The following is a 13,980-nucleotide window of genomic DNA, read 5'->3' as shown; positions in this document are numbered from 1 at the left end:
GTTTTTTGCTGGTTGATAGTTTTTAGCCAGCACGTCAGCACGGCCCATCATATGGAAGCCCTTGCCCTGCTCCGTGGCAGAGACAAGGACCAGTGAGGATGATATGAGCATTATAAAAAAACAGGATTTCATCGATTCTATCGCAGATGCCCTCCAGTACATCTCCTATTACCACCCGGTGGATTTTGTTCAGGCTGCCAAAGCGGCGTATGACCGCGAGGCCAACCCGGCCGCCAAAGATGCGCTGGCACAGATCCTGATCAACTCCCGCATGTCCGCCGAAGGTCATCGTCCGCTCTGCCAGGACACCGGCATCGTGACCTGTTTCGTCAAGATCGGCATGCAAGTCCAGTGGGACAGCGACATGACGGTGCAGGAGATGGTGGACGAAGGGACCCGTCGTGCCTACACCAATCCTGACAACCCGCTGCGCGCCTCCGTGCTGGCCGATCCGGCTGGCAGTCGCAAGAATACCAAAGACAACGCCCCTGCCGTGGTCCATATCGACATGATCCCCGGCAACAAGGTGGAAGTGAGCATCGCGGCCAAAGGCGGCGGCTCCGAGAACAAATCCAAGATGGTGATGCTCAACCCCTCTGACGATATCGTCGAGTGGGTGCTGAAAACCGTGCCGACCATGGGCGCAGGCTGGTGCCCGCCCGGCATGCTGGGCATCGGCATCGGCGGTACCGCCGAGAAAGCCGCGGTACTGGCCAAAGAGGCCCTGATGGAGCACATCGACATTCAGGAGCTGATCGCCCGTGGCCCGCAAACCACCGAAGAGAAGCTGCGGGTCGAGCTCTACGACAAGGTCAACAAGCTGGGGATCGGTGCCCAGGGGTTGGGCGGCCTCACTACCGTGCTGGATGTGAAGGTTAAATCTGCGCCGACTCACGCCGCCTCCAAGCCGGTGGTGATGATCCCCAACTGCGCCGCCACCCGCCACGTTCACTTCGAGCTGGATGGTTCAGGCCCTGCCGAACTGACCCCGCCGAAACTGAGCGACTGGCCGGAGATCACCCGTGAAGCGGGTGGCAACGTGCGCCGCGTCAACGTCGATGGCATCACCAAGGCCGAGCTGGCCAGCTGGAAGAGCGGTGATACCGTACTGCTGTCAGGCAAGATCCTCACCGGTCGTGACGCAGCCCACAAGCGCATCGCCGACATGTTGAAAAATGGCGAAGGGCTGCCGGAAGGGGTCGATTTCACCAACCGCTTTATCTATTACGTTGGCCCGGTCGATGCGGTGCGTGACGAAGTTGTTGGCCCGGCTGGCCCCACCACCTCCACCCGGATGGACAAGTTCACCGACATGATGCTGGGTGAAACCGGCCTTATCGGCATGATCGGCAAATCCGAGCGTGGCCCGAAAACCGTCGAGAGCATCAAGCAGCACAAGGCCGTCTATCTGATGGCGGTGGGCGGCGCTGCTTATCTGGTGGCCAAAGCGATCAAGAAGGCGCGTGTGGTGGCCTTTGCCGATCTCGGCATGGAAGCGATCTACGAGTTTGAAGTGGAAGATATGCCGGTGACCGTTGCCGTCGATTCCGAAGGCAACAATATCCACGAAACCGGTCCGGCCTACTGGTCGGCCAAGATTGCCGAGCTGGACGGCAAGCTCTCCTCCTGAGTGATCGTTTCCGCTGCCGGTTAACGGCATCGGCCATGTAAACAAGGCGCGTCCATCCGGATGCGCCTTTTAGCTTTGGCTCGTCTGTTATGGGCTCAAGTTGGCCGTTTGCGGCAAGCGGGCATAAAAAAGGATGGCGTGACGCCATCCTTTTTCCGTTGTGCTTGTGCTCTGGCAGTAGACAGCAGAGCAATCGCGCTTGGCTTAGGCCTTTTTCAGGTAGGCGGCCACCAGTACGATCTGCACGCCGTTTACCTTGCCTTCGATATGGAGCGGGTTGTTGGTCAGACGGATGCCCTTGACCAAGGTGCCGCGCTTGGCGGTGAAACCGGCGCCTTTCACGTCCAGATCCTTGATCAGGGTGACGGAGTCGCCCTCTTGCAGCACGGCGCCGTTGGAGTCAACAGTCGGTACGTTGTCATCATCTTCGTCAGCAATACCAGCTTCAGCCCAGGCCTTGGCTTCGTCTTCCATGTACATCATGTCCAGCAGATCCTGAGCCCACACTTCACCCTTGCCGGAGAGTGCTTTCAGCTGGCGCCATGCCATCACCTGCACCGCAGGCACCTGGCTCCACATGCTGTCGCTCAGGCAACGCCAGTGGTTGACCACCAGGGTATCCGGTTGTTCCAGCTGACCACGGCAGGTATCACAGATAGCAACGCTGTGATCATCGTCGCTGGCGGGGGAGTGAGGCACCACGAAGGCGGTCAGCGCCTGCTCGGCGCTGCACAGTTCACACTTGGCGCCCGCGCGCGCTTGCAGAATGGCGTTGATGGTCATGTTGTTGGTTCCATAGCTAGTGGTAAAGCGACCCGCGTTGGGCGGGGCGCGTGAAAGAGGGGGCGGAATATAGCATAAAACCCCGCACTTTGTCAGGTTGGGTAGCAAGCCGGGTCAGGCTACACCCTTGAACGGCACTTTACTGCGCAGCAGGAGTGCAATTTGAAGCGGGATCGCTAGAATGAGCCTCCTTTTGACTGCCGGATAGAGGCTCCTGTGCTGGCGCAACGCTTTCAACAACTGGATCAGCTGCTGATCCGCCATCGGCGCTGGTGGCAATATCAGCCCTATCACCACCTGACCATGCCTTTTGCCAACGAGGCGCCGGAGCTGGTGGCGCAGTTCGATGCTCTCACGCTGGAGCAACTGGCTGAACTTGATGGCGACATGGCAGCCCTTGGCTCGTTGCTCTCCCCCTGGATTGCTGATGGCGAGTTGTTGCTGCAACTCAGTCAGCTTGAGCCTTTTACCCCCGAGCCCATCAGTTGCAGCAAGGAGATGGCGCTGCATATGCCGGGGCGCAAGCAGGCCCAGATCGAGTCGTTCACCGCCTGTTTGCCGGCCCATCAGGGCCCCTATCTGGAGTGGTGTGCCGGCAAGGGCCACCTTGGGCGGCTGGTGTCACTTCATCGACAGGCTCCGATCCTCAGTCTGGAGTTGCAAGAGCAGCTTTGTGACGAAGGTCGGCTGCTGGCCGAGCGGGATGGTGCCAATATGACCTTTACCTGCGCCGATGCCTTTGCCCCCGAATCGGCGGCGCTGATCGCCCCCGAACATCACGCCATGGCACTCCATGCCTGCGGTGAGCTGCACACCCATCTGCTGGAGCGGGTGGCCGAGCGCAGTGCCAGCGGAGTGACCATCTCTCCCTGCTGTTATCACCTGATCCGTACCAGCCACTATCGCCCGCTGTCGGCCGCGGCCAATGCCAGCCAGCTGGTGTTGAGCAAGGCGGATCTCAAGTTGCCGCTGCAGGAGACGGTGACTGGCGGTGCGCGGATCGCCCGCCTGCGCGAGCAGGAAGTGGTGTGGCGGCTCGGGTTTGACTGCCTGCAGCGTCAGGTGCGCGGGGTGGATGAGTATCTGCCGGTGCCCAATATGCAAAAGAGCCTGCTGACCGGCACCTTCGAGGCATTCTGCGTTTGGGCTGCTGAACGCAAAGGGATTGTGCTGCCCGCCGGGCTCGACTATTCCGCCTGGCTGGAACACGGGGAGCGCCGCTTTGGTGATGTCGCCCGCATGGAGCTGGTGCGTCATTTATTTCGCCGTCCCCTCGAGATCTGGCTGGCGCTGGATCGCGCGCTCTTTTTGCAAGAGCAGGGCTATCGGGTCGAAGTGGGGGAGTTCTGTGCCAAACCCATGACCCCGCGCAATATCCTGATCCGTGCCGTGCGTGCCTGACATCCGGCTATTTTGAGCATTTTTCTTGAACATTGATGATGGCTGATAGGTTGAGCCTGTCAGCCATTTTTTCCATCACGAACAATGACCGTATGGCAGGCCACCTGGCCGTCTCAACTGTTCTAAAAATGGGCGAAAGATCACGCTGTGGCGTTTTCGTTTGGGTTCTTTTTCTTTGTTTCAGCTGCACTGAATATCACAAGGTGAAATGGCTCACAAATTCTGCTTATTTCTTAATTCTCATCGTGAATTTAGTTGTTGAAACACCTACTCTTGGAACGCATTAATTCAAACAAGGACGATAAACATGTTCAAACCCAAGCGTTGTGCCTGGCTGATCGCTGCCGCCTGCGCATTGCCAAGCTATGCCGCAATGAGTGCAGCCATGAATATTCAACCCGATCCGCAAAATGCGGGAGGATATGTGATTGCGGCCCCGGATCTGGCTGCCATGGAAAAAGCCAAGACGGCCAATCCCATGTATGCAATATGGGCCAAGGCATTGGCGACCAGGTCAAATAAAATCGTTGATGCCATTGAACCGGGTCTGGCAAGCAATCCTGACAACGTAAAACGGGTTGAACGGGTATTTCCCCAATCTGAATGGGAATATTTAACCCAGATGGCAGCGCCGGAATATACTTATGTCCGCTTCTTGCGAGCCATCGGTAAATTTCCTGCGTTCTGTGGCGAATATACCGACGGTCGCGACTCTGATGCGATCTGTAAAAAATCCATCGTGACCGCCTTTGCGCACTTCTCTCAGGAGACCGGTGGCCATATTGCCAAGGAGAACGTCTCCGATAACCCGCTGGGGTTGGAGGAGTGGCAACAGGCACTGGTGCATGTGCGGGAGATGGGCTGGTCAGAGGGACAGACCGGCTACACCACCGGCTGTGGCCAGAACGACTGGCAGAACAAAAAGTGGCCCTGCAGCACGGGGCAGGGTTACTTCGGTCGCGGTGCCAAGCAGCTCTCCTACCACTTCAACTACGGCGCCTTCTCCGAGGCGATGTTTGACGGCGATGCCTCCGTGCTGCTCAACAACCCGGGGCTGGTGGCGGACTCCTGGCTCAACCTCGCTTCGGCCATCTGGTTCTTCCTCACCCCGCAGGCTCCGAAACCGGCCATGCTGCACGTGATTGATCGCACTTGGGTACCCTCAAAACGGGAAGCTGACGCCGGTATCGGCTATGGCTTCGGTACCACCATCAACGTGATCAACGGCGGTATCGAGTGTGGTGAACAAAACAAGGACAAGGGGCAGCCGGTCAATCGAATCCGCTACTGGGAAGGGCTGGCCAACCACTACCAGATCCCGATCAAGGCGGATGAGAAGAACACCTGCTGGCAGCAGACTCCTTATGGCAGCCTCAATCTCAATGGCGCTACCGACGTGCTCTACACCAACTGGGATGGCAATTGGAAATACTACCCGGATCGCCCGGGCGGTTACTCCTTCGAGTGTGAGTTGGTGGGCTTCCAGACCGCATATTCCGCGCTGGTACCGGGTGATTACGAGAAGTGTGTGACCAACTTCTACGGCTCCCACGCCAACTGGCCGAAAGTGCGGGTTGTGGACAAACTGACTCCACCACCGGTCGATCCGAGCGAACCCCCCATCGGTGGCAACCCGGCCTGGGAAGTGACCAAGGTCTACACCGCGGGCAACAAGGTGAGCTACAAGGGCGCCGTCTATCAGGCCAAATGGTGGACACAGGGGGATGATCCCGCCAAAGGCGGCCCCTGGGTTGTAGTTCCTGCCAAATAAGATGGCGTAATTTAACTCCCAAAGAGGAGAGGGGGGATAACTCCTTCTCCTCGTTAATTATCAGCAGTGCATCACTGAATATTATCTTGTATTTTCAATGGTGCTTATGTTCTAACTGATAAGGTGAGTTTTTATCTGAAAATTGAAATAAAATAGTGTTGAATCAACGTTGAGAATGAAATTTATATTCAGGTTCGTTAGCCCCTATAAACTGGCATCTTCTGATAAGAGTAGCGCGCTACTTGCTAATTCATTTTCCACCATAAATTGAAACCTCTCATTGCGAATATGAGGAGTATCTTCTCTATTGGTAAACTGTCATTTATCACCTGAAATGGTGAGGTCTTGCTATATCACTCAGCTTGATCTAGGTACTTTGTCGCTTATTCCCTTGAGAAAATTGATGTGAACGATCGGTTTATATTGGTAAGCTCTTTGACTTGTGCAAAATTGCAACAAAAGGGGCAAGATGAAGGGCGGTTGTCATTGCGGGGTGATCCGTTATGAGGTGCTGACTGCACCTTTTGCGGCCGATTTTTGTCACTGTCGGGATTGCCAGCGCACCACGGGTGCCCCGGTCGGGGCCTGGATGGACTTTCGCATCGAGCAGGTAGAGTGGCTTTGCGGCAAACCGACCGAGTATGCGTCTTCAGATTTTATCCGCCGGGGATTTTGCGCCGAGTGTGGCTCCTCCCTTACGTATCGCAGCACCCAGTACCCTGAGTATCTCACGTTGGCCATCGCCTCCCTCGATAATCCAGATACTGTTGCGCCAACCTACCACATCCATACCGACAGCCAGCTGCCCTGGTTGCCGATCCAGGACGAGCATCCTCGTTATCGCAAAGGGAAGTAAAACCAGGGTAGCCCCAACAAAGGAGGTCGGCATGGAGCTGGTCGTTATCCGCCATGGCGAGACGCAAGCCAATGCGGAAGGACGGTATCAGGGCGCGCTGGATATCGGGCTTAATGAGAGTGGCCAGAGGCACATTGCCCGATTGGCTGATGAGATAGCGGCCACTCAGGCCCCGTTCGATCGGCTGCTGGCTTCGCCGCTGCAGCGAACCAGAGAGAGCGCTGCGATCTTCGCTCGCCAGTTGGATTTGCCAGTGGAGCTTGCGCCAGCTTTTCGTGAGCGGCATGTCGGCCTCTTTGAGGGGTTGACACAGGCAGAGGCGAAATCGCGTTATCCCGAGCTGTGGGCGCGCAATATTACCCGGCGTTGGGCAGAGGCACCACCCGGTGGTGAGACCATTGATGAGGTGATTGCCCGGGTCTCGCAGGGACTCACGGAACTTGCTTCGACCATGCAAGGGGAGCGGATACTGCTGGTGGCGCATGGAGTGGTCGCCAAGGTGATCCGCGCCGTAACGATTGCCGGATTTGATGACTTCTTCGAGTGGCAATTGCCCAACAGCGGCATGCTGTCGGTGAGGCTCTCTCAGACTGATGGTGGCCCACTGCGCTTTAGCCGTCCCCTTGATGGTTGTGATTGAAAAGTGCACCAAAAGCAGGACGAAAAAAGCGCTACCGAAGAGAGTAGCGCTGTCTTTTGTATTCGTTGCGGTTGGTTATCTCTACAGGCACAGGTTAGCAGTGTCACCAGAGGGCAGGGGCGTGCGCCATCAGGTCGGCTCCGGCTCTTCTTTGCGGCAGCAGTTGCGCCCCTGCTTTTTGGCCAGATAGAGGGCGGTGTCGGCCCGTCTAACCATCTTCTCTACAGTGTCATGGCTGCCCTTGCTGGCGCTGATCCCGATACTGATGGTGAGGGAGATCTCAAGATCCCCCTCCAGTGCATGGTGCTGGGATTCGATGGCGAGCCTGATCCGCTCGGCACTGGCCCAGGCGAGTTCGAGGGAGGTTTCCGGCAGCAGCACGATAAACTCCTCGCCACCCCAGCGCCCCAGCATGTCCACCTCCCGCAACTGTTTGCTGATCCGTTTCACCAGACTCAGGATCGCCTGATCCCCCTGCTGGTGGCCAAAGGTATCGTTGACTTCCTTGAAGTGGTCGATATCGATCAGCAGCAGGCTCATGGTATGGCCAAAACGCTGGCAGCGTTGCATCTCGGCGTTGACCAGCTCGTTGAAGCGGCGCCGGTTGGCAATGCCGGTCAGGGGATCCGTGGTGGCGGCGACCTTCAACTCCTCCACCAGTCGGGCTCGCTCAGAGATATCCCGCAAGATGGCGGTCATCTCGGTGGTCGGGCCCAGATTGATCTTGGCGATGGTCACCTCCAGCGGAAATTCGCTGCCGTCTCGGCGCAGACCCATCACCGAAGCGCGGGCATGCATCGGGCGCGAATTGATGGGGGAGCTGCTGAAGGCTTTGAAATAGGTTTCGTGATTGGCGCGAAAACGCTGTGGCAGCAGGGTTTCCAGCCGCTTGCCGAGATAGCTTTCGTCGATGCCGAACATCTCGCAGGCGGCGGTGTTGATAAGCTCGATGCGTGACTCGCTGCTGACACTGATGATGCCGTCATAGGCGGAGTTGACCACTGCCTCGAAGCGGCGGCGACTGGTGGTGAGCGCCTCTTCCAGCTGCATCCTGGCGGTGATGTCGATAGCGGTCACGATGATCCGGTTGATCCGTGCCTGCTCGGGGATGATGGGGGAGAGAATAAAACGCCACCAACTGGTACGCGAAAGGCTGTCGATGGGCAGCTCGCTCTCGAGCCCAGTCTGCATGCGCACACATTCGTGCATTGGCGGCTCGATGGTATTGGTGATGTAGCGGGGAAACATCTCGCTCAGCTGTTTGCCAATGCTGCCAAGGACATCCAGCTCGAACGCCTTGGCAAAGGTATCGTTGGCAGAGACCAGCACAAAGTGATCATCTTTGTCGAGGCTGAACACCGCCACGGCAGCGCCGATGGCGTCGAGAGATGACTTTATGTCGGCATGGGAACCCTGTGTAAACATGCGACCTCCACGGCGAATAACGTATTGATATTCAGTATAGTGTGGTCATTTGGCTAACTACTCTTCGATATCCAGCAACACCAGAATGGCGCTGTCGCCGCCCCATTCGCGGGGGGCCTGATGGAAGGCGCGCACATTGGGGTGCTGGGCCAGCCAGCTGGGAATGCGCTGCTTGAGAATATGTTTGCCGATGCCGTGCATCACCGACGCGACGTGAATGTTCTCTTTCTGGCAGAGGGTGAGCAGAGCGGCCAATTCCTGTTTTGCCTGCTGCTGGTTCATACCGTGCAGATCGAGATAGATCTCCGGCGGATAAATGCCCCGCTTGAGCTTTTTCAGCTCAAATTTTGACACATCTTCCCGCACGTAACGTGTCGGCCCATCGTCGTCGAGATGGGGCTGATACTCATCGCTGAAATAGTGGTCAACCCCAAGCTTTTCGCGGGTTTCGCGCAATTCGCGTTTCTGCTTGACCGGGCGTAACTCGGCCCTTATGGTATCTTGCTTGATTTTCCGGGTACCTTTTATCGCATCGCGGAACAGCAGGGTTTCCTCGTCTGTCGGTGAGGGCGTTTTTTTCATCAGATGCTCATGTATTAGGTATGCGTCTTGCCCGCAACGTAAACGGGGCTCGGGCCGGATATTACTCGACTTGGAGGTGGATTTGGACAAGATATTTATCGATGAGGTGGTTGCCGAGATGCACACCATCCAGGACATGTTGCGTTGGGCCATGAGTCGTTTCAACGACGCCGGGATTTTTTACGGTCATGGAACCGACAACGCCTGGGATGAAGCTGTGCAGCTGGTACTGCCCGCGTTACATCTGCCACCGGATGTAGACCCGGCCATGCGCCACTCCCGTCTCACCAGCAGCGAGCGTCACCGTATCGCCGAGCTGATTATCCGCCGCGTACAGGAGCGGGTTCCGGCCGCCTATCTGACCAACAAGGCCTGGTATGCCGGTTGGGAGTTCTACGTGGACGAGCGGGTGCTCATTCCCCGTTCCCCCATTGCCGAGATGGTGGCCAACCGTTTCGCGCCTTTCCTCAAACATGAACCGACCCGGATCATGGACCTGTGCACTGGCTCCGGCTGTATCGCCATCATCATGGCTCACGAGTTCCCGGAAGCGGAAGTGGATGCCATCGACATCAGCATCGATGCGCTGAACGTGGCTGAGCGCAACATCAACGATCACGGGCTGGAGCAGCAGGTCATTCCGATCCGCTCCGATCTGTTCCGCGATCTGCCAGCGGGCGACAAGTACGATCTCATCGTCTCCAACCCGCCCTATGTTGACTCCGAAGATATGTCGGATCTGCCGGACGAGTTCCGTCACGAGCCCGAGCTGGCGCTGGCGTCCGGCTCCGATGGTCTCAAGCTGACCAAGCGTCTGCTGGCCCATGCGGCAGATTTCCTCAAGGATAACGGCGTGCTGGTGGTCGAAGTGGGCAACAGCATGATCCATCTGGAAGCCCAGTTCCCCGAGATCCCCTTTACCTGGGTTGAATTCGAAAACGGCGGTCACGGCGTCTTTGTGATGACCCGTGAAGAGCTGGTGCAGTATCAGGATCATTTCGCCATCTACAAGAACTAAGCAGGAGCGCGCATGGCAGGGAACAGTTTTGGTCAACTCTTTCGGGTCACCACCTTTGGCGAGAGCCACGGCCTGGCGCTGGGCGCCGTGGTCGATGGTTGCCCGCCGGGGCTGGAGATAAGCGAAGCGGATCTGCAGGGGGATCTGGATCGGCGCAAGCCCGGTACCTCCCGCTACACCACGCCGCGCCGCGAGCCGGATGAGGTGAAGATCCTCTCCGGAGTGTTTGAGGGCAAGACCACCGGTACCTCCATCGGGCTGCTCATCGAGAACACCGATCAGCGCTCCAAGGATTACTCCGACATCAAGGATCTGTTCCGGCCGGGTCACGCTGACTACACCTATCACCAGAAGTATGGTCAGCGGGACTATCGTGGCGGTGGTCGCTCCTCGGCACGCGAGACCGCGATGCGGGTAGCGGCGGGGGCGATCGCCAAGAAGTACCTCAAACAGGTGCATGGCATCGAGATCACCGGTTTTCTCTCCCAGCTCGGCCCCATCAAGGCAGAAGGCTTTGACGCGGCGCAGATCGAGCAGAATCCCTTCTTCTTTCCCGATGCGGGCAAGCTGGAAGCGCTCGATCAATACATGCGTGACCTGAAAAAAGAGGGCAACAGTATCGGTGCCAAGGTGCAGGTCATTGCCAGCAATGTGCCGGTGGGCCTCGGTGAGCCGGTGTTCGATCGCCTCGACGCCGACATTGCCCATGCCATGATGGGCATCAATGCGGTTAAAGGGGTGGAGATCGGCGACGGTTTCGCGGTGGTGGAGCAAAAAGGTTCCGAGCACCGTGACGAGATGACTCCGGCAGGCTTTGCCAGCAACCATGCGGGCGGCATTCTGGGTGGGATCTCGTCGGGTCAGGATATCGTGGTGAGCATGGCGCTCAAACCGACTTCCAGTATCACTGTGCCGGGCAAGACCATCAATACCGAAGGCGAGGCAATCGAGATGATCACCAAGGGTCGTCACGATCCTTGTGTCGGCATTCGCGCCGTACCCATCGCCGAAGCCATGCTGGCGCTGGTGTTGATGGATCATCTGCTGCGCCATCGCGCCCAGAACCAGGGGGTGTTGACCCATACCCCACAGCTACGCTGATCGCAGTTGCTGCGCATCGACTGATCGCTCCCTGTTTGGGGAACAAGTTCGACAATACCAAAAAGGCGACCTTCGGGTCGCCTTTGCTATTTCAGGTGGCGGCTCAACCCGTCAATGCTTGCGGAGAGTGCGGGTCAGCAGATCCGCGGCGCCCGGATCGGCATTGAGGCGACACCTGGGGGGCGAGAACTTGTTGTGGGGTTTGGGCAAGGCATGAATGGCCTCGTTGACTTTGAGGATCTGTTCTTCGCTCACGCTGTTTTTGGCAAACATCAGACTGACCGGCTGGTGGTGTAGCAACAGCTGGCAGCTGATAAACTCTTCGGCCCCCAGCTGGGCCAGCCGGTAGCGGGCATATTGCCACTCCATGATAATGCCATCGAGGCGGCGAGCCAGCAGCAGATCGAGCATCCGCTCATCGGCGTTGTATTCGGTCGCCATTTTAAGCGCCGGGCAGCTATCCATCTGATGCATGGGGCGGGTGCCGCGCAACTTGCCTATCTTGAGTCCTTTCTCGTGGCACAGCGCGGGCAGATTATCGAGCTGCGCCCAGCGATCCTGATGGCCGGGAATCGGGTCATTGCTCAGCAGCACATAGGCACTCTGGCGGTAGGGTGTCGAGAAGCGGGCATAGCTCTGGCGCTCCGGCAGAGGGAGGGCGGCCATCGCCACATCCAACTGATCGTGTTCTACCAGATGCAGTGCCCGCGCCCAGGGAAGCTCGCGAAACTTGGGGGCAAAGCCCGCCTGGGTGAGGATCTGGCGGGTCAGGCTGACATCCAGCCCATCCAGCTCACCCCGGTTGTTGATTTGGCTGAAGGGGGGCCAGTGACTCCAGGCCACGGTCAGAGTCTGACTGGCCTGCAGCGCAGGGCTTAGCAGCAGAAGCAGCAGGCCAATCCTTGCCTGCCAGCTGCCGCGGGGACGATATGGCGTGGTCATAGCTAAACCTCGTTATTGTGTTCTTTTATCCCGTGCGTTTGCCCCGCGAGCCATGCCTGCGAGGGCTGATATTGTGTTGCCAGTTAATAGTGTGGTGCGTGCTACATCAACAACGGGATTATTCGGGGGGCAGGAGGGGGATTTTCTGTTCGTGCTGGGAGGAGCATCACATTTTTCTCGTTTATCCCGGACAACTCCGTTAGACTGGGCCTCTATTCTTTCCCCTTTGCTCTGCTCCCCGGGGAAATCGTTGTTTTCTCAATAGGCCCAGATCTTGTGAGATGGCATCGGCTCAGCAGAGGAGCCCCACCACAAATCCCCGGCGCCCCTATCTCTAGCAGGTAATTATGAGTTTTACTTCCCTCGGTCTGGCCGAACCCTTGTTGCGTGCCGTTGCCGAACAAGGCTACGACACCCCGTCTCCCATTCAGCAGCAAGCGATCCCCGCCGTTCTGGCTGGCCGCGATCTGATGGCGGCGGCCCAAACAGGGACCGGCAAGACCGCAGGCTTTACCCTGCCGATGCTGCAACGTCTGATGGAGAGCAAGCGCAAGGTCTCTCCGAACCGCGTCCGTGCGCTGGTACTGACCCCGACGCGCGAGCTGGCTGCCCAAGTGGGCGAGAGCGTGCGCAATTACGGCAAGCATCTGCCCCTGCGCAGCCACGTGGTATTTGGTGGCGTAAGCATCAACCCGCAGATGATGGCGACCCGCCGTGGTCTGGACGTGCTGGTGGCCTGTCCGGGCCGTCTGATCGATCTCTACAACCAGAATGCCGTCAAGTTTGACGAGGTGGAGATCCTGGTACTGGACGAAGCGGATCGCATGCTCGACATGGGCTTTATCCGCGACATCCGCCGCATCCTGACCCTGCTGCCGAAGAAGCGCCAGAACCTGCTCTTCTCCGCCACCTTCGCCGACGAGATCCGCGAGCTGGCAACTGGCCTGTTGGACAACCCGGCGGTCATTGAAGTCGCCCCGCGCAACAGCACCGCCGAGCGTATCGAGCAGCTGGTGCACCCGTGCGACAAGGCCAACAAGATTGCCCTGCTGAGCCACCTGATCTCCAGCAACAACTGGCAGCAGGTGCTGGTCTTTACCCGTACCAAGCACATCGCCAACCGGGTTGCCGAGAAGCTTGAAAAAGACGGCATCAGCGCCGCCGCCATTCACGGCAACAAGAGCCAGGGTGCCCGTACCCGCGCGCTGGCCGGTTTCAAGGATGGCAGCGTGCGCGTGATGGTGGCGACCGACATCGCGGCCCGTGGCCTCGATATCGACAAGCTGCCGCAGGTAGTGAACTTCGAGCTGCCGAACGTGGCGGAAGATTACGTGCACCGTATCGGTCGTACCGGTCGTGCCGGCGCTGCCGGTCACGCCATCTCCCTGGTTGCAGCCGATGAAGGGAAGCTTATCAAGGCCATCGAGCGTCTGACCAAGCAGAACATCCCCTGCGAGCAGGTGCCCGGCTTCGAAGCATCCCGCGAGACCCTCGACAACATCGCCCGTGGTATCGGCGCGCCGCTGCGCAAAGAGCCCCGTGATCCGAGCGAGCAGCGCCGAGCGCCGCGTCCGCAAGGTCAAGGCCAGCGTCAGGGTGCCGCTCGCTCCGGCAACAATGGTGGCAACGCAGGCGCTAACCGCTCCGGCAACGGCGGCAAGCCCAAGCCCCAGGGTGGTCAGCGTCCGGCTGATGGCGCCGCCAAGCCGGCTCAGGCCCGTCGTCCACGTCGTTCTACTCACAATCAGTAAGCGGCTCGGGAGCTTGACTCCCCAGCTATGCGGTTGACTGACAAAGCCCTGCCAATCTGGCAGGGCTTTTTGTTTTTTCA

At 58.3% G+C, this 13,980-nt stretch carries 12 protein-coding genes; 8 read left to right on the top strand and 4 right to left on the bottom strand.

Going from position 1 to position 13,980, the window contains the following annotated elements; all coding sequences use genetic code 11:
* The first annotated feature begins 103 nt into the window (after positions 1-103).
* Positions 104-1,630 carry a fumarate hydratase gene (locus A9G06_RS18770; protein ID WP_069556210.1) on the top strand — a complete coding sequence of 509 codons (1,527 nt, stop codon included), beginning with the start codon at positions 104-106 and terminating at the stop codon, positions 1,628-1,630.
* Between the two features lie 204 nt (positions 1,631-1,834).
* On the opposite strand, the gene A9G06_RS18765 is transcribed toward A9G06_RS18770, so the two are convergent.
* Positions 1,835-2,413: an alkylphosphonate utilization protein gene (locus A9G06_RS18765; protein WP_042053731.1), complete on the bottom strand. Its 579-nt coding sequence runs from the start codon at positions 2,411-2,413 to the stop codon at positions 1,835-1,837.
* 216 nt (positions 2,414-2,629) lie between these two features.
* Here A9G06_RS18765 and A9G06_RS18760 point away from each other — a divergent pair, with 216 nt between their 5' ends.
* The 4 genes from A9G06_RS18760 (at position 2,630) to A9G06_RS18745 (ending at position 7,081) form a co-directional block, all read left to right on the top strand.
* On the top strand, positions 2,630-3,814 hold the full coding sequence (locus A9G06_RS18760) for a methyltransferase (RefSeq protein WP_171903405.1): 1,185 nt from the start codon (positions 2,630-2,632) through the stop codon (positions 3,812-3,814).
* Between the two features lie 307 nt (positions 3,815-4,121).
* Positions 4,122-5,585 carry a chitinase gene (locus tag A9G06_RS18755; protein ID WP_083243839.1) on the top strand — a complete coding sequence of 488 codons (1,464 nt, stop codon included), beginning with the start codon at positions 4,122-4,124 and terminating at the stop codon, positions 5,583-5,585.
* A gap of 469 nt (positions 5,586-6,054) precedes the next feature.
* Positions 6,055-6,441, top strand: coding sequence for a GFA family protein (locus tag A9G06_RS21700; protein ID WP_083243838.1), 387 nt, complete (start codon positions 6,055-6,057; stop codon positions 6,439-6,441).
* 31 nt (positions 6,442-6,472) lie between these two features.
* Entirely contained in the window at positions 6,473-7,081 is a 609-nt protein-coding gene (locus tag A9G06_RS18745; RefSeq protein WP_069556207.1) for a histidine phosphatase family protein, read from the top strand.
* 129 nt (positions 7,082-7,210) lie between these two features.
* Here A9G06_RS18745 and A9G06_RS18740 read toward each other — a convergent pair whose 3' ends face one another.
* A complete protein-coding gene (locus A9G06_RS18740) occupies positions 7,211-8,506 on the bottom strand; it encodes a diguanylate cyclase (RefSeq protein WP_069556206.1) in 1,296 nt (431 codons plus the stop codon).
* A gap of 57 nt (positions 8,507-8,563) precedes the next feature.
* Positions 8,564-9,088 (bottom strand): endonuclease SmrB, encoded by a 525-nt coding sequence (gene smrB / locus A9G06_RS18735; RefSeq protein WP_005333198.1) that lies wholly within the window; start codon positions 9,086-9,088, stop codon positions 8,564-8,566.
* Positions 9,089-9,170: 82 nt separating this feature from the next.
* Here smrB and prmB point away from each other — a divergent pair, with 82 nt between their 5' ends.
* Both prmB and aroC read left to right on the top strand, forming a co-directional pair.
* Positions 9,171-10,106, top strand: a complete 936-nt coding sequence (gene prmB / locus A9G06_RS18730) for a 50S ribosomal protein L3 N(5)-glutamine methyltransferase (RefSeq protein WP_005345333.1) — start codon at positions 9,171-9,173, stop codon at positions 10,104-10,106.
* 12 nt (positions 10,107-10,118) lie between these two features.
* Positions 10,119-11,207 carry a chorismate synthase gene (gene aroC / locus A9G06_RS18725; RefSeq protein WP_069556205.1) on the top strand — a complete coding sequence of 363 codons (1,089 nt, stop codon included), beginning with the start codon at positions 10,119-10,121 and terminating at the stop codon, positions 11,205-11,207.
* Positions 11,208-11,318: 111 nt separating this feature from the next.
* Here aroC and A9G06_RS18720 read toward each other — a convergent pair whose 3' ends face one another.
* Positions 11,319-12,149, bottom strand: coding sequence for an ABC transporter substrate-binding protein (locus A9G06_RS18720; protein WP_069556204.1), 831 nt, complete (start codon positions 12,147-12,149; stop codon positions 11,319-11,321).
* A gap of 347 nt (positions 12,150-12,496) precedes the next feature.
* Between A9G06_RS18720 and A9G06_RS18715 the strand changes: the two genes are divergently transcribed.
* Complete coding sequence (locus A9G06_RS18715) at positions 12,497-13,900, top strand: DEAD/DEAH box helicase (RefSeq protein ID WP_069556203.1); 1,404 nt, start codon at positions 12,497-12,499, stop codon at positions 13,898-13,900.
* Positions 13,901-13,980 lie beyond the last annotated feature (80 nt).

This window comes from Aeromonas sp. DNP9 (assembly GCF_001728955.1).
Taxonomy (GTDB): Bacteria; Pseudomonadota; Gammaproteobacteria; order Enterobacterales; family Aeromonadaceae; genus Aeromonas; species Aeromonas veronii.
The sequence above is the reverse complement of the archived record's forward strand: the minus strand, read 5'-3'. Positions and strand labels throughout refer to the sequence as shown.